Raw genomic sequence first — 20981 nt, forward strand, 5'->3', positions numbered from 1 at the left:
CAGCTGACTGGCCAGCGAATGACGGACGCGCTGCGGGTCACGCCGGTCGACCAGGTGGTCTTCAAGTGCGTCTATCACACCGCTGTTGTCGAGGGCCTCGCGCAGCAGCAGGGCGCCGCTGTCGCTGGTGGTGCGCTGCCCATCAAGCTCAACGCGGATGGACCCGTTGCAGGACGGAATCCAGGGGGATATTCTTTCACCCATAGCGGATGGCCTCTTGAATCGTGTTCTTCCCGGAACAGTTTGATTCTACAAGAGAAACCATCCGCTATCTTCGTTTTCAGGCCTGCCTCATGAATAAGGCGGGATTATGTCAATCTTTAATTAAGCACCACTACACACACGATCCTCAAAAATGGTACATCTGGAATTTGGTAAGCAGCCTAGATAGCAGATATAAAAAAACATATTAGCAGAAAACCATTTATAATCAGTCGCTTATTTGCGCACTATAAAGAAATATTTAAAAATGGTACATCCCTATAAGGGAATATATTTTAAGCTTCTAAATAGACTGTTAGAGACTTGTAAAACACTTGTTAATCTTTGGTCTAACGACATATCTTAACAAAGATTATTAGCAAGTCTTAACACGGTTATTTATAAAAGGCGGGAAACAAGTGACAACACCCGCCAAATATAAAGACCTTTCAAACGTGCTATTAATCTTCAATAATCACTGTGTAGTATTTGGCTTGCAGCCAAGTCTTTACACAAGAAAGATTGATTCTTTAACAAGATCACCAGTAGTACGGGATTCCTTGTGTCATCATTCATCCCTTCTACTTAATAATAAAACCTATTAGTGCTTAATATCCCCTCTGTATTGCGTGCCTAACGGCAGATACTACAGAGTACTATTAAACACTTAATAGGCTATTTAAAATAAAGGTGCTACATAACCCACCATCAAATTCGGCACGGGTATTTATCACCGATTTTAAAACATGCTTTTTATTAAAATAAACACTTGTAAGTAAAAATCTAGATATGCATCCACTGCCCAATTTGACCATCTTAATATTAGGTTAGGAACTTCTGTGTATTCATCAAGCGTCAAAATTCCATAACCAATTATCAGGGGTAAATTTAAAAACCCTATTAAATAGAGAGCAATTATTAAAGAAATTATAGCTTTTACTACTGACAAAGGTAAATACTTTACACCATGCTCAGCAACATACATTACTAAACCATTAAGCATTCTAATAGATGCATCTTGTTTATAATCTTTAGCACCGCAGTGAGGACACGCTTTAGCTGTAGTGCTAACCTGCTCTCCACATTCCATACAGTTTATTATGGACACCTTTTTTCCTTTTTAATCCGCTTAATAACAATTGAATAAAACATTTTTTAAATTATAATTTAATTTGCTCTATTACATCAATCACTGTTTTAGGTGATAGAGATTTACCATACCTGTCATAGCTAATAGTTCTGGTGCTATGCCCTAGTATGGATGCTGTAATAGATACATCTACTCCATTCTGTTTCAGGATATTTGTAAATGTATGGCGAAAACTATGGAAAGATTTTTTAGGGCCTATATCAAGTTTTTTAAGTAGCTTACCAAACCACTGTGATACTTGTGCTGATAATGAATTACTTTTTGTGATAGATAGCATGGGAAACAACCTATCCTCAACGCTATTAACGTATTCAATGAATCCTAATTTAATTAGTTCACTGTGTATTGGGATAATACGTTCTGAATGTGCATTTTTTAAACGTTGGTAATCTTTACCCGCTCTGATATGAATACACCAAACATCATCTTTTATATAAATATCGTCTTTACTGAGCATGCAAGCCTCATTAATCCTACAGCCTGTATAAAACGCAATATATGGTGCCCAGTACCTATCAGCTCGTATATTAGGTGTTCTTTCAATACTATCAAATATCTTTTTAAGGTCTTCAGGGTTAAATATTCCCCTGTAAGATGACTGAAGTTGTTTCTGTTTTATCTTTATTCCATTAAAAACATTATCATCAATATATCCTTCCCTTTCACACCAATTAAAGAAAGAAATAATCTCAGAAGTATAGTTATTGAAAGTAGTAATAGATATTGTAGAATTCTTGCACCCTTTTTTAGGGAGTTTTATAGCTTTGTCCCTGAAGAGTCTTGCATCTTCCTTCGTGTAAGCGTCAACAGGCTTATCTTTAACAAGCCTTATTAAAAGCTGTACAGAATATGCTTTTTTAGCGATAGTCTCAGGTAATACACCTGTTAGTTTTTGATAGCTTGCATACTTTTTTAGAAGGTATGACAAGAATAAACCTACAGGCTCCTTTGTAGGCGCAGGCTTCCTAACCTTTCCAAGGACTGCCATAGCGTCGAGATAAGCTTCAGGCTGCCTTCTGAGGGCTTCCCTTTTGAGCTTGGTTCCTAGTGACCTGCGTAATTCCCCTTTGCGATAAACCTTTCTCTGCTCGTCATTGAGAACTATTCTTAAATAGTAAGTACCGTGTCGATCTTTGCAAATGTAAGCCATGTTCTGTATCACCTTTGTGTATCACGAGGATCAACAGAACTGATTTATCTATTTAATTCAGCAGGTTATCTATCTGTGCGCTGTATACATTTCATCTTTACGCGTACTTTTGAAAATTTCACACAGCAGTTTATCGCTCACTCTGCCTGCGCCTCCAGCGCGGTAACTAAATCACGATTAAGCCGCTCACCGCGCCACCCGGTGGGCAGTGTAAGTGGCTTATAAGCCAGCGCCTGCATAACCAACGCTTCAACGTCACGGCGGCGCAGCAGCATTTCAGGGGCCACCCCTAGCTCGGACGCGTGGCCGGTGATTACTTTCTTGAGCGCCTTAAAGCGACGCTTGAAGGCTGGCTGCATGGGGTCAGGCCAAGGAGTCGGCAGCGCTTCGGCGGGGGTATGCAGCGCCTGCTTGACGAACCCAAGCAAAGCATCGCCCTCCTTTTTGATTAGCGGCGGCGTCAAACCTTCAACACGTCCAAGCTCATAACGATTGGTCGGCATGGCCTCGGCAACGGCCATTAGGCGTTTGTCGCTAATTAGCCAGTTACGGGGCAAATCGCGACGCCGCGTTTCGCCCTCCCGCCAGGTCGTCATCAGCTGATACGCTTCTAACTGGGGTGCTGTAAGTCGCCACAACTGACGCTGGCGGGTATACCACTGGGTGTCGTTATCATCACTACGTCCTGCCTGATCAATCAGTTGGCGACAATCTTTCTCCAGCCAGGATAAACGATCAAGCGTAAGCAATTGCTCACGCTGTTTCGCCCATACATCCAGCAGATAAATAACGTCTAACGCCGCATATTCGCACTGGGAGTCGGTTAACGGACGTTCTAGCCAGTTGGAGCGGGTCTCTTCTTTGGGTAACGTTTTGCCTACCCAGGCCTCAACCAATTTTTGATAGCCCATGCTGGGATTATCGCCGAGAAACCCCTGCGCCACCTGGGTGTCGATCAAAGGGCTCGGCAGTACGCCCGCCCAGATCTGAAAAACCTCTAGGTCTTCACTGCAGGCATGCAGCAACTTGACCGCTTTATTTTGCAACAGGCCACGAAAGGCATCGGTGCATGGCGTTGCCAGCGGGTCGATCAGGAACGCGTGCTCTCCTGCGCTAAACTGAATAAGCGCCGGTACCGGAAAAAACGTGTTTTCACGGAAAAACTCGGTATCCAGCGCGATGACAGGCGCATCGGCTACCTGTTGGCAGGCATCGTCGAGCGCTTGCGGTGAGGCAATCCAGCTAATATCAGCAGGTTGAGATGAGGCCAAAAGTATACTTCCCAGTTAACACAACCGCCTTAGCGCTTGCTTGAAATAAATTATTCGCTGCTGAACGGTTGGCGGCCGTTGAAGGCACGGCTTAGTGTACCGCCGTCTACGTACTCAAGCTCTCCTCCCATCGGCACGCCGTAAGCGAGCCGCGAAAGCGTCACGCCGTAATCCGCGAGCAACGACGCAATGTAATGTGCAGTGGCTTCGCCTTCCACCGTTGGGTTGGTGGCGAGAACCACTTCGGTGATTTGGCCTTCGGCGACCCGCGCTTCTAGCACGTCTAAGCCGATCGCATCAGGGCCAATACCGTCGAGGGGCGACAAATGGCCATGGAGCACAAAATACCGCCCTTGGAAGCCACCGGCCTCTTCAATCGCCAATTGATCGGCCGGGGATTCCACCACGCAAAGCAGGTGATCGTGGCGGCGCGGGCTTTCACACAAAGCGCAAACATCGGCCTCTGTCAGCGTTCGGCAACGCTGACAGTAGCCGACTTCGTCGATCGCTTGCTGGATGGTGGAGGCCAGTCGCTGGCCTCCCGGTCGCTCACGCTCCAGCAAATGCATTGCCATACGTTGTGCGGTTTTCGGCCCGACGCCCGGCAAGACGCGAAAAGCCTCCATTAACTGCTCAACAAGCGGGGAAAACCGCATCATTTAAAAGGGCATTTTGAAGCCGGGGGGCAGGTCAAGCCCGGCGGTGGCTTCTTCCATTTTGGCTTTAGAATTGACCTCGACTTTGCGCACCGCATCATTTACCGCTGCGGCGAGCAGGTCTTCAAGCAGCTCTTTGTCTTCTTCCATAACGCTTGGATCAATATCCACCGAAATCACGTCGTGACGGCCATTCATGGTGACTTTAACCATGCCGGCCCCGGCTTCGCCCAGTACTTCTGCATCGGCCACTTCTTCTTGGGCACGCTGCATTTTTTCTTGCATCTCTTGGGCTTGCTTCATCAAGTTGCCCATGCCGCCTTTCATCATGGTAGGAATCTCCAATCATCGGTTGAACGTACCGCGTTAGCGTGGCTCATCAACGGGTTTGACACTGGTTTCGACAAGCTGTGCGCCGAAGGCCTGCTTTAACTCTACTATATGGGGATCGCGCTGCAAGAGATCAACTGCCTGGGCATGACGCTCTGCTTGGCACCTCACTTCACGCTGGCGAGGCGTTTCCAGTGTTTCAGGAAGCTCTTCAACAAAAAACACTACGCGACGTGAGACACCCAGCTCAGATAGGGCGTTTTCGATGCGCGTCTGGTGAACCTCGGCTTGCATCGCCGCCTGACTAGGCGCCAGACGCAGCGTCAGCGTATGACCATCGTCACTCTCAAGCAGACAGTTGGCAGCCAGGTTGCGTGTCAGGCCGCCAAGCCCCAGGGCATCGAACTGAGCAAGCCACTGCGCATGATCCCACTGCTCTGCCAACGGCGCGGTGGCGCTAGATTGAGGCAATTCTGGCTCTGGCTCTGGCTCTGGCTCTGGCTCTGGCTCTGGCTCTGGCTCTGGCTCTGGCTCTGGCTCTGGCTCTGGCTCTGGCTCTGGCTCTGGCTCTGGCTCTGGCTCTGGCTCTGGCTCTGAGGTTAGCGTGGGGCTATCTTGAGGCTCGTCAAGCGACCATGGCGGTGCCGAGGCCGCTGGATCGTTTGAAACCGACGAAGATGGCGGTGGCGAAGGCGGCGTGTCTTGTTCAGGTGCTCTTTCAGGCTGTTTTTCTGGGACGACTGTTTCGGGTGCCTCAACCGGCGCGTCAGGTTTGGCCGTCGACGTTTCAGTTGCCTGGGTGGAGGGTTCAGGTTGCAATGGCAGCGCGGTGGTCGGCGGCTTAGGCACCCCCTGAGGGCGAAACGCCAGCATCCTCAGCAGTGTCATTTCCAGCGCACTGCGCAAATCGGGGGCGTGCTGCATATCTCCCCGCCCCTGAATACCAATTTGGTAGTACAGCTGAATATCCTCAGCGCTGAAACGCGACGCTAACTGCAGGATCACCTCACGGTCGCCGTGGCTATTATCCACCGCGTCAGGAACCATTTGCGCCACCGCCAAGCGGTGCAACACACCGGTGACATCATCTAACACGGCGGCAAAATCAGGGCTTTGTTCCGCTAACTGAGCCACCTCCTCTAATAAGCGAGGCACGTTGACCTCTGCCAGCGACTCCATCAGTGCGATCACATGGCGGTGATCCAAGGTTCCCAGCATGGCCGCTACGTCCACGTGCCGCACGGCCCCTTGGCCAAAGGCAATCGCCTGATCGGTCAGGCTCATGGCATCGCGCATCGACCCTTCAGCGGCTTTCCCCAAGAGCCAAAGCGCGCTTTCGTCAAATGCTACGCCCTCACTGGTCAGCACGTGCGTTAAGTGCGCAACCACGCGCTCTGGGGGCATGTGTTTGAGGGTAAATTGCAGACAGCGCGACAACACCGTCGCGGGAAGCTTTTGCGGGTCGGTTGTTGCCAGCAGAAACTTAACGTGGGGCGGTGGCTCTTCAAGGGTTTTGAGCAACGCGTTGAAGCTGCTCGTCGAGAGCATGTGCACCTCATCGATGAGATACACCTTATAGCGCCCTTGGGTGGGTGCGTACTGAACGTTATCGAGCAGCTCCCGGGTATCCTCGACTTTGGTGCGCGAGGCCGCGTCCACCTCAATTAAGTCAACAAACCGCCCTTCATCGATAGCTTGGCAGCTATCACATTGACCGCAGGGGACGGAGGTTATGCCGTCATCACCGCGTCCATTGGCGGTGCAGTTTAGGCACTTGGCCAAAATACGCGCCAAGGTGGTTTTGCCCACGCCTCGCGTACCGGTGAATAGATAGGCGTGGTGCAAACGCCCTTGATCCAGAGCGTTCACCAGGGCGCGTTGAACGTGGGCCTGGCCTACAAGCTCGTGGAATGTACGCGGCCGCCATTTACGGGCCAGAACCTGATAGCTCATCGAGCATGACATCCTTCGGCGGGGTGGCTTGTCTCTAAATAGTTCTGAGCCGTCAAAGCGACGACCCAGAACTAAGACAAAACGTTATTCTAGCGACTGCACTATAGCCCGCCAACCGTCACACCGACGGGCCAGGCAAAACCGTTAGGCATTATCACCGCTTTCATTGGCTGCGGCGCGTTGGCCCGCCTCTTTTACCAGCTTTTCCAGCTCACCATTTTGATGCATTTCGATGACGATATCGCAGCCACCGACCAACTCACCCTCAACCCACAGCTGTGGGAATGTTGGCCAGTTGGCAATTTTCGGCAGCTCGGCGCGAATATCGGGATTATCGAGCACGTTAACGAACGCGAAACGCTCGCCGCAGCTCATTAGGGCTTGAACGGTTTGCGCAGAAAAGCCGCACTGGGGCAGTTGGGGAGTGCCTTTCATGTAAATCAGAATGGCGTTTTCACTGATTTGACGCTCAATGTTTTCGGCTGTGGTGCTCATACAGTCTCCTCATCGGGATAGGCCTCGATGGGCAATACAGCGGCGCACCGCCGTCTTGCCTCAAGGCGATTAATTCATGACGCAGCATGCGTTGGGCGCAGCCCCATAATACCTGAGCATACCGCTCAACCTTATACGGTACTGGCTATTCTACGCGTGCCAACCACGTTGCGCATCCCCCAGGGCATCGCTAGGATAGTGTTTTTGCGCGGAGACTACCTTCATGGCGACACGCCATTTCCTGACGTTACTCGACTTAACGCCCGACGAATTACACTATTTAATTCAGCGTGCCATCACCATTAAGAGCAACCTCAAAGCACAAGGGCCACGCTATACGCCACTGCCCAACCGTACGCTGGCGATGATCTTTGAGAAGTCGTCGACGCGTACACGCGTGTCGTTCGAGACCGCCATGGCACAGTTTGGCGGCCATGCGCTGTTTTTATCTCCCCGCGATACGCAATTAGGTCGCGGCGAGCCTATTGAAGACACCGCCCGCGTACTGGCTGAAATGGTCGACGCCGTGATGATCCGCACCTTTTCGCATGCCGGGCTTGAAACCTTCGCCAACGCCAGTGACGTGCCGGTCATCAACGCACTGAGTGACGACTACCACCCCTGCCAACTGCTTGCCGATGTGATGACCTGGACCGAGCTGCGGGGTAGCGTTAAAGGCCGTACCGCCGTGTGGATTGGCGATGGCAATAACATGTGTCACTCCTGGATCAATGCGGCACGTCAATTTGGCTTCCAGCTCAGGGTTTGTTGCCCCAAAGGCTACGAGCCAAATGCTGACATCACCGCCGCCGCTGGCGATCAGGTCACTATACTTCACGACCCGCAAGCAGCGGCTGACGGGGCTGACCTGATCACCACGGATGTTTGGGCGTCTATGGGGCAAGAGGAAGAACAAGCTAAGCGCGAGGCGGACTTCGCAGGCTTTCAAGTCACCGAAGCCCTGCTAGATAAAGCCAAGCACGACGTGCTATTTCTCCACTGCCTACCAGCCCATCGCGGCGAAGAGATAAGCCACACGCTGCTCGATGATCCGCGCGCCGTGGTATGGCAAGAAGCTGGCAATCGCCTCCACGCGCAAAAGGCACTAATCGAATTTTTACTATTGGGTAAAGTGAGTTCGTAGCCAGTTCGACACTGCCCGCCTAAACGCTGGACACGTGAGCACAAAAAACGCCCTGTCGGAGAATGAACCGACAGGGCGTTTTTAATAATCATGGTGGAGCCTAGCGGGATCGAACCGCTGACCTCAACACTGCCAGTGTTGCGCTCTCCCAGCTGAGCTAAGGCCCCACGCGCTGTCGTTGCAACAGCGGGGCGCATCGTACGACGTCAACTGTCTAGGGTCAAGGTTTTACGTATTTCACCGATTACTAATTCTCCTTTTTTGATAGCTGTGGCACTCTATAGGCGTCAACGGGGTCATATTAGCGCGTACGCGACACCGACCCGGCTTCTGGAACCCACCACATGCGTATTGTGACGTCTCAATGCAGGAGCTTGTCCTTTGATTAACGTTTTAATCGCCGACGATCACCACTTGGTGAGAACAAGCATTGCCCATCTTCTTAACGATGAGAGTGATATCAATATCGTAGGTGAGGTAGAAGATGGCGAAAGCGCTGTCTCCAAGTGTCGCCAACTAAGACCCGATATCGTGCTAATGGATATTCGCATGCCGGGAATTGGCGGCCTGGAAGCTACCCGGCGCATTCATCGTGGCATGGGAGATATCAAGGTATTGATTCTCACCGGCCATTTAGAGGATAACGTCGCTCGTCGCATGCTAGAGGCCGGCGCCTCGGGATTTTTGAGCAAAGGAACCGATGCGGCCGAAATGGTCAATGCTATTCGCGAAGTGTTCCACGGCCGGCGCTATATCAGCCAAGAGATCGCCCAGCGTCTTGCCATGCTACACTTTCATACCGAAGACAGCCCCTTTACCCAACTCTCGCACCGTGAGCTGCAAATAGCGCTGATGATTGTTAACTGCCAGCGCGTCCAGGATATTTCCGACCGATTGCACCTGAGCCCTAAAACGGTCAACACCTACCGATACCGACTGTTTGAAAAGCTTCAAGTAGCCACCGATGTTGAGCTAACGCATCTAGCACTGCGCCATGGTTTGGTCGAAGGCTTTGATCGGGCAGAAGGTTAATCATCCCGTTAGCCACTCAGCGGTTATAAAGGCAGCAACGTTTAACTATGACCTTTGATGCAAAACAGTTCTTAAGCACGGTCAGTACGTCACCTGGCGTCTACCGCATGCTAGACGCATCGGGCGACACCCTCTATGTCGGCAAGGCTAAGCGATTAAAAGCCCGCTTAGCCAGCTATTTCCGTGGCCAGCTCAATGCCAAGACCCAGGCCATGGTCGGGCGCATTGCGGACGTTCAAGTCACCGTCACGCGCAGTGAAACAGAAGCGCTACTGCTCGAACAAACGCTGATTAAAGAACTGCGCCCGCCCTATAACATCCTGCTGCGCGACGATAAATCATACCCGTTCATCTTTGTCAGCGACCGACACCCTTACCCGGCGCTGGAGTATAAGCGCGCACGTCAACGGCGTGGCGATGGACGTTACTTGGGCCCTTATCCTAGCAGCGGCGCGGTGCGTGAAAGCCTGGCGCTGATGCAGAAAATCTTCCGCATTCGCAACTGCGAAGACAGCGTCTTTGCTCACCGCTCTCGCCCCTGCCTGCAATATCAGATCCAGCGTTGCAGCGCTCCTTGCGTTGACTACATTTCCGCCGAGGATTATCAGCGCGACGTTGAGCACGCCGTCATGTGCCTGGAAGGCAAAAGCGAACACGTCACTCAGGAATTAACCGCCTCAATGGAGGCCGCAAGCCAGGCGCTTGATTTTGAAGAAGCCGCACGCTTTCGCGACCAGATACAACAGCTGCGCCAGCTCCAGCAGCGCCAATTTGTGGATACCGAAAGCGGCAATGCGGACATCTTCGCCCTGGCTCAGCGCCCCGGCGCATTGGGTATTTCAGTGCTTAGCGTCCGCGATGGCCGCTTACTCGGCGCACGCCATCACATGCCCAAGAACGACCTCGACCTGACGCCGGAGCTACTGCTCACCGAGGTCGTCAGTCAGTACTACCTCGGCCAGCCGCACAATATTCCCAACGAGGTGATCACCAGCCACCCGCTTGAAGACGCCGACTTGCTCGCGGACGCGCTATCGCAGCACGCGGGTAAACGTATTCGGGTCACCAGCCAAGTTCGCGGCCACCGCGCCCAATGGCAGCACTTGGCCATGACTAATGCCGAGCAGCAGCTAGCCTCACAGCTGGCTAACCAGAGTCAGTTGAGCGAACGTTTCAGCGCGTTGCAGCAAGCGTTAGGGCTCGATGAAACGCCTCAGCGCCTGGAATGCTTCGATATCAGCCACAGCCATGGTGAAGCCACCGTTGCCTCGTGCGTCGTGTTTGATCAACAAGGGCCACGCAAGAGCGACTATCGCCATTTTCGCATCGAGGGTGTCGCCGCTGGCGACGATTACGCCGCTATGCAACAAGCCCTAACACGTCGCCTCAAGCGGATTAAAAATGGCGAAGCCATACCGCCAGACGTTTTAATTGTCGACGGTGGCAAGGGGCAGTTGAACATGGCACGAGAGGTGTTAAGCACGCTGGAAATCAACTCGATTACGCTGCTCGGTGTTGCCAAAGGCACTACCCGTAAAGCCGGCCTGGAAAGTGTGTTTCTTGATACACCGGAGACGCCGGTTCCACTCGACCCCGCATCGCCGGCGCTGCATCTTATTCAGCACATTCGCGACGAATCCCACCGGTTTGCCATCGCCGGCCACCGTGCCCAGCGCGACAAAGCACGACGCACATCAACGCTGCAGGAGATTCCCAGCGTCGGCCCCAAACGGCGGCGAGAATTGTTGCGCTTTTTTGGTGGCCTGCAGGGCGTACAAAAAGCCAGCCGCGCTGAGCTGGCCCGTGTTCCCGGCATTAGCGAAGCGTTAGCTGAAAGTATTTATCGCGCATTGCACGGATAAACGCCTCCTGAGCATGGATGCTACCCGCCAAGGCAGATAGAATAGCGCCTAAATGATTCGTTTCCATGACGCCACCGCAAGGATCGCAGTTCGCGATGAATATACCTAACATCCTAACGCTCGCTAGAATCGCGTTTATCCCACTGCTGGTAGTGCTATTTTATCTGCCCTTCAGCTGGAGCATGCCCATCGCCGCGGGCTTATTCGCGCTAGCGTCCTTAACCGACTGGCTGGACGGCTACCTGGCCCGCCGCTGGGATCAGTCCACCCCGTTCGGCGCATTCCTTGATCCGGTCGCCGACAAGTTGATGGTGGTGGTTGCGCTGGCGCTGCTTATCGAACGCTTTGACACCTGGGTACTAACCCTTCCTGCACTGGTCATTGTCGGACGCGAAATTGTCATTTCAGCGTTACGCGAATGGATGGCGGAAATGGGTAAACGCGGCATGGTGGCAGTGTCATGGATCGGCAAGCTTAAAACGACCCTGCAGATGGTCGCCCTGCTGGTTTTGCTGGCGTTTTCACCCGAGCATCCCCTGGCATTTCTAGGTGTCGTGATCCTTTACGCAGCGGCAATTTTAACGCTATGGTCAATGATTCAGTATCTCAAGTCGGCCTGGCCACACCTCAGCCGCTCCATGTAAATGGCTGATTCTTAAAAGCGGCGCGGCAACGGAAATGTTTGATTGACAAGCTAAATGCGTTGCGTATAATTCGCCCTCGAGTCGAGCGGGAATAGCTCAGTGGTAGAGCATCGCCTTGCCAAGGCGAGGGTCGGGAGTTCGAATCTCCTTTCCCGCTCCAACGACTCATTGAGGCTGGATGGCAGAGTGGTTATGCAGCGGACTGCAACTCCGTGTACGCCGGTTCGATTCCGACTCCAGCCTCCACTTTCAAGTGCACCGATTCCCATCGTTGCGCTGCCCGGATAGCGAAACTGGCAGAAGCAAGAGACTTAAAATCCCTGCTTAAATAGCTCAAGTTTTTTAAAACAGCTACTTGCCATATCCGTAAAGAAAATATGTAGTTTATATGTAGCACCCTGCGGGTGTGGTGGAATAGGTAGACACACAAGACTTAAAATCTTGAGGCTTATGGCCGTGCCGGTTCGAGTCCGGCCACCCGCACCATCTTTACGACTTCATACCTCCCCCAGCATCACCTCCCTGTACGTTGTTAATATCCTTAAACATCTCGGCGCCCTGTCATCGCCATCGGCGCGTCTTCGCGCTATCATGCCTTCCGTCACCACAATGGTTATCCGCGACCGCTCATTCTATTGGTGATCAGGTTACGCTGCTTAGGAGATGCCCATGACAACGCCCACCTCAGATATTTTGATCATCGGTGGCGGCGTTGCCGGCTTAACCCTTGCGCTAAGCATTGCCGATACGCACAGCGTCGCATTAATCCGCCCAGCCCAGGACGACCAAGGCGCTAGCCGATGGGCACAGGGCGGCATTGCCGCCGTTCTCTCGCCCGATGATCATGTGGATGCCCACGTTAGCGACACCCTGGTCGCCGGTGACGGCTTGTGCGATGAACGTGCCGTCCGCTTTACGGTTGAACACGGCCCCGAGGCCATTAACTGGCTCATTGATAGCGGCGTGCCTTTCACCCCCGATCATACTGATAACGCGCGCTACCCTTTTCACTTGACGCGGGAAGGCGGCCACAATGCGCGGCGAATTATTCACGCTGACGACGCCACCGGGCGAGCCGTGGTCGACACACTTCTGCAACGGGTCATGGCGCATCCCAACATCACCCAGCACCACCAGCTTAGCGTGATGGGGTTACTGCAAGATACTCAGGGCGCATGCCTGGGCGCTTACGCGATTGACGAGCAACAGCAGTGGCACGCGTTAACCGCCCGCCACACGGTACTCGCCACCGGCGGCGCTAGCGGCCTCTACCAGCACACCACCACGCCGTCCCCAAGCAGCGGTGAAGGGATGATAATGGCGGCTGAATTGGGGGCGACGCTGATGAATTTGGAGTTTCAGCAGTTTCATCCCACCTGCTTTTACGACCCCGACGGCCCGGCTTTTCTGATCAGCGAAGCTGTGCGGGGAGAAGGCGGCCACTTACTCAATGCAGCGGGTGAGCGTTTTATGCCTGCGCTGGACGCTAGAGCTGAGCTCGCCCCCCGAGATGTGGTGGCACGGGCTATTGACGCCGAGATCCAACGACAAACGCTGCCTCACGTATGGCTAGACGTGCGCCATTTAGGCGCCGACGCCATTCACCATCACTTCCCTACCATCCAGGCGCATTGCCTCTCACGCGGCATCGATCTGACTCAGCAACCAATTCCGGTAGTGCCGGCGGCTCACTACAGCTGCGGGGGTATCGCCACCGACCTAACGGGGGCGACCGGCGTGCCTGGACTTTTCGCAATTGGCGAAACCGCTTGCACCGGACTACATGGCGCCAACCGAATGGCCAGTAACTCGCTTCTCGAGTGTTTAGTATTTGCTCGCAGCTGCGCACAGGCCATTCAGACGGTCGCACCCACCAGCCAACATGAAGAATTTACCTGGCCTGCATTACCTGCCGCCAACGGCGTTATAGACCAGCAGGTTATGGCGCTGCGCAAGCAATTACGCACCACCATGAGCCAACATGTCGCCATCGTTAGAAGTAGCGCAGGACTTAAGACGGCCAGCCAATCGCTCGCCCAGATCGCCGCCACGCTTGCTGCTTTGACCGAGCAGCAAATGACGGTTCAAGCACTGCGTCTGCAGCAGTTAGTCAACCTAGCACGGTTAACTGTGAAGGCTGCCCAGCAGCGCCATGAGTCAAGAGGGCTACACTACTCCACGGATTGGCCCGATCACGCCCAAAATAGTCAACCATCGCGCTTAACCCGACACGATCTACCTAAGCCTTAAAGCTAGCGACCAGGCGAGTGAAATACCCGTCGCACCGCTCGGTGCGCATCGGGAGGCACGCTGTCCGGCCATAACCATATGCGCTGCCGGCCTACCTGTAGGCCAACCAACCACGGGGTAAGGTAATCGCAGCGCACCGCCAGCGCTTCATCGAGATCGCCTTGGGGCAAAAGCCAGCGCCCGAGGGGCTCTTCTGCCCTAGGCAGCAGATAGAGAGTGCCGCAGCGCAAGTGCTTGACACTGCACCATAACCCCACACTACCGCCTAAGATCACCAGGACACCGGCATACCAACCCACGATGGCCCAGCACATCAAGGCAACCCCAAGCAGCAGGCTGCTCTGTAAACCGCACCAAATATTAGAGCGTGCGATAGGCAGAATTATCGGTGTTTTCGGCATGCTCAACGATCATCTTCACCATTCGGCGCAGCACAGGATCTGTAGGCCACTCACGGCGCATCAGCCAGACAAATAAATCTTGATCTTCTTCGTCAATCAATTGCTGAAATGCACGCTGATCTTGCGCTTCCAACTGGTCGTAGCGCTGCTCTAAGAAAGGAATTAACAATAAATCCAGCTCCCACATACCTCGACGTGAGTGCCAATAAAGCCGCTTCCGGGCGATAGCGGTTGGGGATGCGTCGTCGCTCAACGTTGGCCTCTCTAGCGTAAATAAATGGAATAAGGCACCAGTATACCTAAGCGACAGGGTCGCGCCAGCGCTCAGCTTGTCCTATGCTATTATCGAATGTAGTACCTTGTTTTATCTAAATTGTTTTATCCCCTATTGCACAGTATGCTGAGGTAGGTGACAGAAAGGCCGTATTGATCGACCTTCAACGTCCGCAGGGAGCTAACCGATGACCAAATCTGAATTAATCGAACAAATTGCCATGCACCAGCCCGACTTATCGGTCAAAGAGGTTGAGACAGCGGTTCGTATCATTCTCGACGATATGACCGACGCTCTGGCCAATGGCGGGCGGGTAGAAATTCGCGGCTTTGGCAGCTTCTCGCTTCACTACCGCGAGCCGCGTGTCGGTCGCAACCCGAAAACCGGCGACCCCGTTGAGCTTGAAGGGAAACATGTCCCCCATTTCAAACCGGGTAAAGAGTTACGCGAACAGGTCGATGCCAGCCGCGCACTGGGTTATTAATGCTTCTTAAGACGTGATCAGCGTGCGCTAACGATTAATCTGCTTTCCAGAAAGTGTGTTTTTCGGAACCTGGATTTCGGACAGCTAATTTTCAGACACATAACTTTCGGAAAAATAGCTTTCATACCATCAACGGGATGACGCCAAGCGACGACTCGTACACAATGGTACTACCGTGAAAGCTACTGACTAGGAACTTCTCATGCGTTGGATTAAAGGCCTGATTCTGGCCGTTATTTTGCTGGTAGTGCTGCTGGTGGGCATTTTGTTTGCGGTGAATAACCAGCAAACCATTGCGTTAAACCTGATTTGGCTGGAGCTACCTGCCATCTCGCTCTCTGTCTGGCTACTGGCGACGCTTACGCTGGGCGTGCTGGTCGGCATGATTGCTATGATGGGGGTTTATATCCGCCTTAAAGCTAAGCTGGCGCGCAGCGAACGCCATAGCAGACAACAACGCAAGGAACTGGATCAGCTTCGCACTCAGGAGTTCAAGGAACTGGCTTAAATGCTGGATATCACGCTGCTGGGCGTTTTATTCGTCGCTATTGCGATTGGCTACGGGCTTGGTTTTCGTCAGGCGTCCCGCCGCTCAGACGAACGTGTAACGCCCACTAGCAGCGGCCTCTCCCGCGACTACTTTGTCGGGCTTAACTACCTACTCAATGAACAGCCCGACGAAGCAATCAATACGTTCATCAACACCTTGGACGTTAACAGCGACACGGTTGAGACGCATATCACCCTGGGCAAGCTATTTCGCTCACGGGGCGAAGCCGACAAAGCGGTTAGCATCCACCAAAACTTGCTGGCACGTCCGGCGTTATCCGATGCTACCAATGCCAAGGTGCAATTGGAGTTAGCACGTGACTTTGTCGCGCTTGGGGTGCACGACCGAGCTCAGCGACTGCTTAGAACGCTCCTCGACCAAGACCACGATAGCGATTTACGCTACCCCGCCAAACGCCTGCTGATCGATTTATTAGAGCGAGAAAAAGACTGGCAAAGCGCCTTTGACACCGCCGCTCCGTTATTTAAGCAATATCCCAATATTCGCCGCGCAGCAGCGCATTGGCAATGCGAGCTAGCGGAAAATAACATGGAGAATGCCAGCCGCGCGTTGGCCAAGCGCCATTTAAAAAAAGCCCTGCAGCTTGACCCCCACTGCGTCCGCGCCAATCTGCTATTCGCCGATCTGGAAATGGATAACGCTCGCTACTCACGGGCGATCGATCGCTTAGCGCGCATTGTCGATCAAGACAACGCCCACCTCACGACCATGGTTCCCGCGTTAAAGCGCGCCTATCTGCGCAATGATGATGAAGCCGGCCTTGAGAGGCATCTGCGGCAGTTGATTGAGATCTCGCCCTATACCAGCTTAATTATCGAACTCGGCGAACTCGTCCATCGGCGTGACGGGGTCGACCCCGCCATTAGCGTCACCGGTGATTTGCTCAGCCAAGCTCCCAGCTTGCGGGGGCTGAATTACCTGGTTGACCTCTATATCGAAAGTCAGCGCCTGCAAGGCAGGTCTTCTCCCGATACGCGCCTAATGCTACTCAAATACCACACCGAGGCGCTGCTGAAGAACCGCCCCCGGCATCGCTGCCTACGCTGTGGGTTTACCAGCGACGCCCTACAGTGGCAGTGCCCCACCTGCCGCTATTGGGGCACGATCAAACCGATTATCGGGGTAGAGGGCGAGTAACCCACCTAGCATTGGGCAGAGCGCCTCAGGCCTTTATGCCCAATTCCGCCTCGATCGCCGCCAGCGCTTCCATCGGGTTTTCTGCCTGAGTGACCGGCCGCCCCACCACTAAATGGGTGCTACCTGCCCGTATCGCATTACTTGGGGTCATAATCCGCTGTTGGTCATTCGCCGCTGCGAAAGCGGGCCGAATGCCTGGGGTCACTTTTAAGAAATCTTCACCGCACAGTGAAGTAATGCTGGTCGCTTCCTGGGCGGAACACACCACGCCGTGCAAACCACTTTGCTTGGACAACTGAGCCAAGCGGGACACTTGTTCGTCAAGCGACGATGACACACCCACCTCAACAAGATCGCTAGACTGCATACTGGTTAGCACGGTGACGGCAATCAAGCGGGTATCGAGACGTTGTTGCACTAGGCGATTAGCCGCGGCTTCCATCATCGCCCGACCACCGCTGGCATGTAGATTAACCATCCATACGCCCTGCTCTGCTGCCGCTTCGACCGCACTGGCGACGGTATTTGGAATATCGTGGAATTTAAGGTCTAAAAATACCTCAAATCCCCGCCCATGCAGGGCCTCTATCACCGCCGGGCCGCTACGGGTAAAGAGTTCTTTGCCAACTTTAAGCCGACAGCGGGCAGGATCAAGCTGATCGGCCATACATAACGCAGCGTCTAGCGAAGGATAATCCAATGCGATAATCAGCGGCGATTCTGTTACGTGCATGCAAGCCCCCTCAATGTTTTGTCCATTATATCAGCCCTCCCGGTTGGCTATGTAAGCCTTTTGCCATACATGTGTCGCATTAGGATTACATGAACTATCGCTAATTTCCGACAGCATCTGGTTAATGTCCTCGCTAGGGTAACAATGCGGGGCGCAATTCCCCGTCACGACACTATTACGAAACGACAGATAACGACTGAGGGACTCGGCATGAAGCTATCTATGAAAGGATTACTCGCAGCGCTACTTTTCAGCACCGGTATCGGCATTGCCAGCAGCGGCATGGCACAAGACATCGCGCCGATTAACATCAATAGTGCTGATCCAGAGTTACTTGATGAGCTGCCGGGTATCGGCCCAAGCCGGGCCGAAGCGATCATCGAAGAGCGTGAAGCCAATGGTAACTTCAAAAGCGCCGATGATCTGACCCGGGTAAGCGGCATTGGGCCCGCCACCGTTGATCGCATGCGCGATCAGGTCAAATTCGAGGAATAATCCCGAGACAATCTTGGCCATCAATACCGCCCGATCCGCGCAGTCGCATCGGGCGGTTTGCTTTAAGGGGTCATTTCCCACAGCGCCATAAAACGGTCAACCGGCATGGCCGTAAGCGATTTATGATCCTCGCAGACCTGCATAATGTGCTCACAGCGGCGCGCAGGGAAACGCGTCGCGAGGTGGCGCTGAAATTTCTCCAGTAGCAACGGCATACCTTCATCACGACGTCGCCGATGCCCCAACGGGTATTCTACCTCGACCTTGTCGGTCGACGATCCGTCATCAAAAAACACCTGTACCGCATTGGCAATCGAGCGCTTATCGGGGGCGTAATAGGCGTGGGAATAGTCAGTATCTTCTTCCACCACCATCTTGTCGCGTAGCTGATCGATGAGCGGATGCGACGCGTGGAAGCCATCCTCGTAGTGATCCGCGGTCAACGTTCCCTGCATCAACGGCACAGCGACCATGTACTGCAAGCAGTGATCGCGATCGGCGGGGTTAGCGAGTTTGCCCGTTTTAGAAATAATCCGGATGGCCGCCTCGTGGGTAGTAAGCACAATACGCTCGATAGACGCCAGACGGTCTTTAACCTGCGGATGCAGAGTCACCGCCGCCTCACAGGCAGTTTGAGCATGGAATTCAGCGGGAAAGGCCACTTTGAATAAAATATTTTCCATCACGTAGCAGCCCAGCTCACGCGGCAAGCGAAGACGACGCTCACCCTCAGGCTTAAGGCTAAGGTCTTTATTGGTGTGGCTAAAGGTGACGTCGTAAAAGCCCCATTGCGGTGCCGTTAAGGCACTGGGTATGCCCATTTCGCCACGCATCGCCATATCCGCCAGGCGAACAGCGCGGGAAGTCGCATCGCCTGCCGCCCAGCTTTTCCGCGAGCCCGCATTGGGCGCGTGACGATAGGTGCGCAAACTTTGGCCGTCGACCCAGGCGTGGGAAAGCGCCGACAGCAGCTGTTCCCGATCAGCGCCCATCAAGTGAGCCACGACCGCTGTCGAGGCCACTTTAACCAGCACCACATGATCAAGGCCAACGCGGTTAAAGCTGTTTTCCAGCGCCAGAATCCCCTGAATTTCGTGGGCCATGATCATGGCGTTCAGGATATCGCCCATCGTCAAAGGCGCATCCCCTTCGGCGACCCGCTTTTGAGAGAGATGATCGGCAACGGCTAAGATAGCCCCGAGGTTATCAGAGGGATGCCCCCATTCAGCAGCAAGCCACGTATCGTTGTAATCCAGCCAGCGCACAATGGCACCGATGTCCCAGGCCGCTTTTACCGGATCCAGGCGCAGCGAGGTGCCAGGCACGCGGGCGCCGTGGGGCACCACAGTTCCTTCAACCAGCGGCCCCAGGTGCTTGGTACACTCGGGGAAACGCAGTGCGAGCAACCCACAACCCAGCGTGTCCATTAAACAGTAGCGCGCCGTGGTCAGCGCTTCATCGGAGGGCGCTCGAAAGTTTAGAACGTAATCGGCCAGCGCTTGCAGCTCTGGATCATAATCAGGGCGATTATTAACGTCGGCGGTTACCATCGTTTTCCCTCCTAGCGATCAGCGTATTAACCCGGCACGCGAACAGTTCCTTCCATCAGTACCCGGGCACTGCGGCTCATTATGGCTTTATCAATTTGCCAGCGGCCTTCCACCAAGCTTGCCTGGGCACCCACGCGCAAAGCGCCTGAAGGATGGCCGAACGTCACCGCGTCGCGTTCACCACCGCCTGCGGCTTCGTTGACCAGTGTGCCTTTAATCGAGGCGGCCGCAGCAATGGCGACGGCGGCGGTTCCCATCATGGCGTGATGCAGCTTACCCATCGACAGCGCCCTGACCAGCAAATCGATATCTTCAGCGTTCACCGCTTTGCCACTGGAGGCAGTATAGCTTGCAGGTGGGGCGACAAACGCCACTTTCGGCGTATGCTGGCGATTGGCGGCTTCGTCGACATGCGCAATCAGCCCCATCCGCAGCGCGCCGTGAGCGCGGATCGTTTCAAACATCGCAAGTGCCTTGGCATCGCCATTGATGGCGTCTTGCAGTTCCTGGCCGGTATAACCCACCGCCTGGGCGTTGATAAACACCGTGGGGATACCCGCGTTGATCAGGGTCGCCTGCAATACGCCCACGCCAGGCACGTCCAGATCATCGACCAGGTTACCGGTGGGGAAAATCGCCCCTTCACCGTCGGCCGGATCCATAAAGGCCACCGGGATTTCAGCCGCGGGAAAGGTCACCCCGTCGAGCTCAAAATCGCCGGTTTCCTGCACCTGACCATGGGTCATAGGCACCTGAGCGACAATCGTTTTGCCGATATTGACCTGCCAGATTCGCACTTCGGCCATGCCGTTGTCGGGCACCTTGGCGGGATCCACCAAACCGTTAGCAATCGCGTAAGGCCCGACCGCTGCAGAGAGGTTGCCGCAGTTGCCGCTCCAATCCACAAACGGCTTATCTATGGAGACCTGGCCAAACAAATAGTCGACGTCGTGTTCCGGCGACTCACTTTTGGACAGAATCACCGTTTTACTGGTGCTAGAGGTCGCCCCGCCCATTCCATCGATTTGTTTTTCGTAGGGGTCGGGGCTACCGATAACGCGAAGCAGCAGCTTATCCCGCGCCTCTCCCGGCTGCTGGGCGGACGCAGGTAAATCGCTCAGAGTAAAGAACACGCCTTTGCTGGTACCGCCACGCATGTAGGTGGCGGGAATTTTTAGTTGTGGTGCATGGGGCATTA

Annotated in this window: 21 protein-coding genes, 4 tRNA genes and 1 pseudogene; 12 read left to right on the top strand and 14 right to left on the bottom strand. The window is 53.9% G+C overall.

The window, feature by feature from the left end:
- The 8 genes and pseudogenes from BLR97_RS13500 to grxD all read right to left on the bottom strand — a co-directional run.
- Positions 1-242, bottom strand: a pseudogene (locus BLR97_RS13500) (transposase); the annotation flags it as partial.
- A gap of 698 nt (positions 243-940) precedes the next feature.
- On the bottom strand, positions 941-1309 hold the full coding sequence (locus BLR97_RS19825) for a zinc ribbon domain-containing protein (protein WP_211605158.1): 369 nt from the start codon (positions 1307-1309) through the stop codon (positions 941-943).
- Positions 1310-1361: 52 nt separating this feature from the next.
- The gene (locus tag BLR97_RS13505) at positions 1362-2501 is read right to left on the bottom strand and encodes a site-specific integrase (protein WP_089707059.1); all 1140 of its coding nucleotides are present in this window, start codon (positions 2499-2501) and stop codon (positions 1362-1364) included.
- Between the two features lie 137 nt (positions 2502-2638).
- Positions 2639-3772: a ribonuclease D gene (gene rnd / locus BLR97_RS13510; protein WP_089707060.1), complete on the bottom strand. Its 1134-nt coding sequence runs from the start codon at positions 3770-3772 to the stop codon at positions 2639-2641.
- A gap of 50 nt (positions 3773-3822) precedes the next feature.
- The gene (gene recR / locus BLR97_RS13515; RefSeq protein WP_089707178.1) at positions 3823-4428 is read right to left on the bottom strand and encodes a recombination mediator RecR; all 606 of its coding nucleotides are present in this window, start codon (positions 4426-4428) and stop codon (positions 3823-3825) included.
- 3 nt (positions 4429-4431) lie between these two features.
- Entirely contained in the window at positions 4432-4758 is a 327-nt protein-coding gene (locus tag BLR97_RS13520; RefSeq protein WP_089707061.1) for a YbaB/EbfC family nucleoid-associated protein, read from the bottom strand.
- A 36-nt stretch (positions 4759-4794) separates the two neighbouring features.
- A complete protein-coding gene (dnaX, locus tag BLR97_RS13525) occupies positions 4795-6711 on the bottom strand; it encodes a DNA polymerase III subunit gamma/tau (RefSeq protein ID WP_089707062.1) in 1917 nt (638 codons plus the stop codon).
- A 144-nt stretch (positions 6712-6855) separates the two neighbouring features.
- Complete coding sequence (gene grxD, locus BLR97_RS13530) at positions 6856-7206, bottom strand: Grx4 family monothiol glutaredoxin (protein WP_089707063.1); 351 nt, start codon at positions 7204-7206, stop codon at positions 6856-6858.
- 223 nt (positions 7207-7429) lie between these two features.
- Here grxD and argF point away from each other — a divergent pair, with 223 nt between their 5' ends.
- The gene (argF, locus tag BLR97_RS13535) at positions 7430-8350 is read left to right on the top strand and encodes an ornithine carbamoyltransferase (protein WP_089707064.1); all 921 of its coding nucleotides are present in this window, start codon (positions 7430-7432) and stop codon (positions 8348-8350) included.
- A 91-nt stretch (positions 8351-8441) separates the two neighbouring features.
- On the opposite strand, the gene BLR97_RS13540 is transcribed toward argF, so the two are convergent.
- Positions 8442-8517, bottom strand: a tRNA-Ala gene (locus BLR97_RS13540).
- 214 nt (positions 8518-8731) lie between these two features.
- Here BLR97_RS13540 and uvrY point away from each other — a divergent pair.
- The 7 genes from uvrY to nadB all read left to right on the top strand — a co-directional run bounded on the left by uvrY (position 8732) and on the right by nadB (position 14138).
- On the top strand, positions 8732-9382 hold the full coding sequence (gene uvrY, locus BLR97_RS13545) for a UvrY/SirA/GacA family response regulator transcription factor (protein WP_089707065.1): 651 nt from the start codon (positions 8732-8734) through the stop codon (positions 9380-9382).
- A gap of 47 nt (positions 9383-9429) precedes the next feature.
- Positions 9430-11244 carry an excinuclease ABC subunit UvrC gene (uvrC, locus tag BLR97_RS13550; RefSeq protein WP_089707066.1) on the top strand — a complete coding sequence of 605 codons (1815 nt, stop codon included), beginning with the start codon at positions 9430-9432 and terminating at the stop codon, positions 11242-11244.
- A 95-nt stretch (positions 11245-11339) separates the two neighbouring features.
- A complete protein-coding gene (pgsA, locus tag BLR97_RS13555) occupies positions 11340-11888 on the top strand; it encodes a CDP-diacylglycerol--glycerol-3-phosphate 3-phosphatidyltransferase (protein WP_089707067.1) in 549 nt (182 codons plus the stop codon).
- Positions 11889-11973: 85 nt separating this feature from the next.
- Positions 11974-12048, top strand: a tRNA-Gly gene (locus BLR97_RS13560).
- A 12-nt stretch (positions 12049-12060) separates the two neighbouring features.
- Positions 12061-12134 (top strand) — tRNA-Cys (locus BLR97_RS13565).
- Positions 12135-12288: 154 nt separating this feature from the next.
- A tRNA-Leu gene (locus BLR97_RS13570) sits at positions 12289-12374 on the top strand.
- A 183-nt stretch (positions 12375-12557) separates the two neighbouring features.
- Positions 12558-14138 (top strand): L-aspartate oxidase, encoded by a 1581-nt coding sequence (nadB, locus tag BLR97_RS13575; RefSeq protein ID WP_089707068.1) that lies wholly within the window; start codon positions 12558-12560, stop codon positions 14136-14138.
- 2 nt (positions 14139-14140) lie between these two features.
- On the opposite strand, the gene BLR97_RS13580 is transcribed toward nadB, so the two are convergent.
- Positions 14141-14452, bottom strand: a complete 312-nt coding sequence (locus BLR97_RS13580) for a hypothetical protein (RefSeq protein WP_089707069.1) — start codon at positions 14450-14452, stop codon at positions 14141-14143.
- A gap of 46 nt (positions 14453-14498) precedes the next feature.
- Positions 14499-14792, bottom strand: a complete 294-nt coding sequence (locus tag BLR97_RS13585; RefSeq protein ID WP_089707070.1) for an FAD assembly factor SdhE — start codon at positions 14790-14792, stop codon at positions 14499-14501.
- 208 nt (positions 14793-15000) lie between these two features.
- On the opposite strand from BLR97_RS13585, the gene BLR97_RS13590 reads away from it, so the two are divergent.
- From BLR97_RS13590 to lapB, 3 genes are all read left to right on the top strand, one after another.
- Entirely contained in the window at positions 15001-15297 is a 297-nt protein-coding gene (locus BLR97_RS13590) for an integration host factor subunit beta (RefSeq protein WP_089707071.1), read from the top strand.
- Positions 15298-15499: 202 nt separating this feature from the next.
- Positions 15500-15805, top strand: coding sequence for a lipopolysaccharide assembly protein LapA domain-containing protein (locus BLR97_RS13595; RefSeq protein ID WP_089707072.1), 306 nt, complete (start codon positions 15500-15502; stop codon positions 15803-15805).
- Positions 15806-17005, top strand: a complete 1200-nt coding sequence (gene lapB, locus BLR97_RS13600) for a lipopolysaccharide assembly protein LapB (RefSeq protein WP_089707073.1) — start codon at positions 15806-15808, stop codon at positions 17003-17005. It abuts the gene before it with no gap.
- Between the two features lie 25 nt (positions 17006-17030).
- Here lapB and pyrF read toward each other — a convergent pair whose 3' ends face one another.
- Positions 17031-17738, bottom strand: coding sequence for an orotidine-5'-phosphate decarboxylase (gene pyrF / locus BLR97_RS13605; protein WP_089707074.1), 708 nt, complete (start codon positions 17736-17738; stop codon positions 17031-17033).
- A 210-nt stretch (positions 17739-17948) separates the two neighbouring features.
- On the opposite strand from pyrF, the gene BLR97_RS13610 reads away from it, so the two are divergent.
- A complete protein-coding gene (locus tag BLR97_RS13610) occupies positions 17949-18233 on the top strand; it encodes a ComEA family DNA-binding protein (RefSeq protein ID WP_089707075.1) in 285 nt (94 codons plus the stop codon).
- Between the two features lie 62 nt (positions 18234-18295).
- Here the strand turns inward: BLR97_RS13610 and prpD are convergent, their stop codons facing one another.
- Entirely contained in the window at positions 18296-19783 is a 1488-nt protein-coding gene (gene prpD / locus BLR97_RS13615; RefSeq protein WP_089707076.1) for a 2-methylcitrate dehydratase, read from the bottom strand.
- Between the two features lie 26 nt (positions 19784-19809).
- On the bottom strand, positions 19810-20979 hold the full coding sequence (gene prpF / locus BLR97_RS13620; protein WP_089707077.1) for a 2-methylaconitate cis-trans isomerase PrpF: 1170 nt from the start codon (positions 20977-20979) through the stop codon (positions 19810-19812).
- Positions 20980-20981: the final 2 nt, after the last annotated feature.

Origin of the sequence: Vreelandella arcis (assembly GCF_900103865.1) — a bacterium.
Taxonomy (GTDB): Bacteria; Pseudomonadota; Gammaproteobacteria; order Pseudomonadales; family Halomonadaceae; genus Vreelandella; species Vreelandella arcis.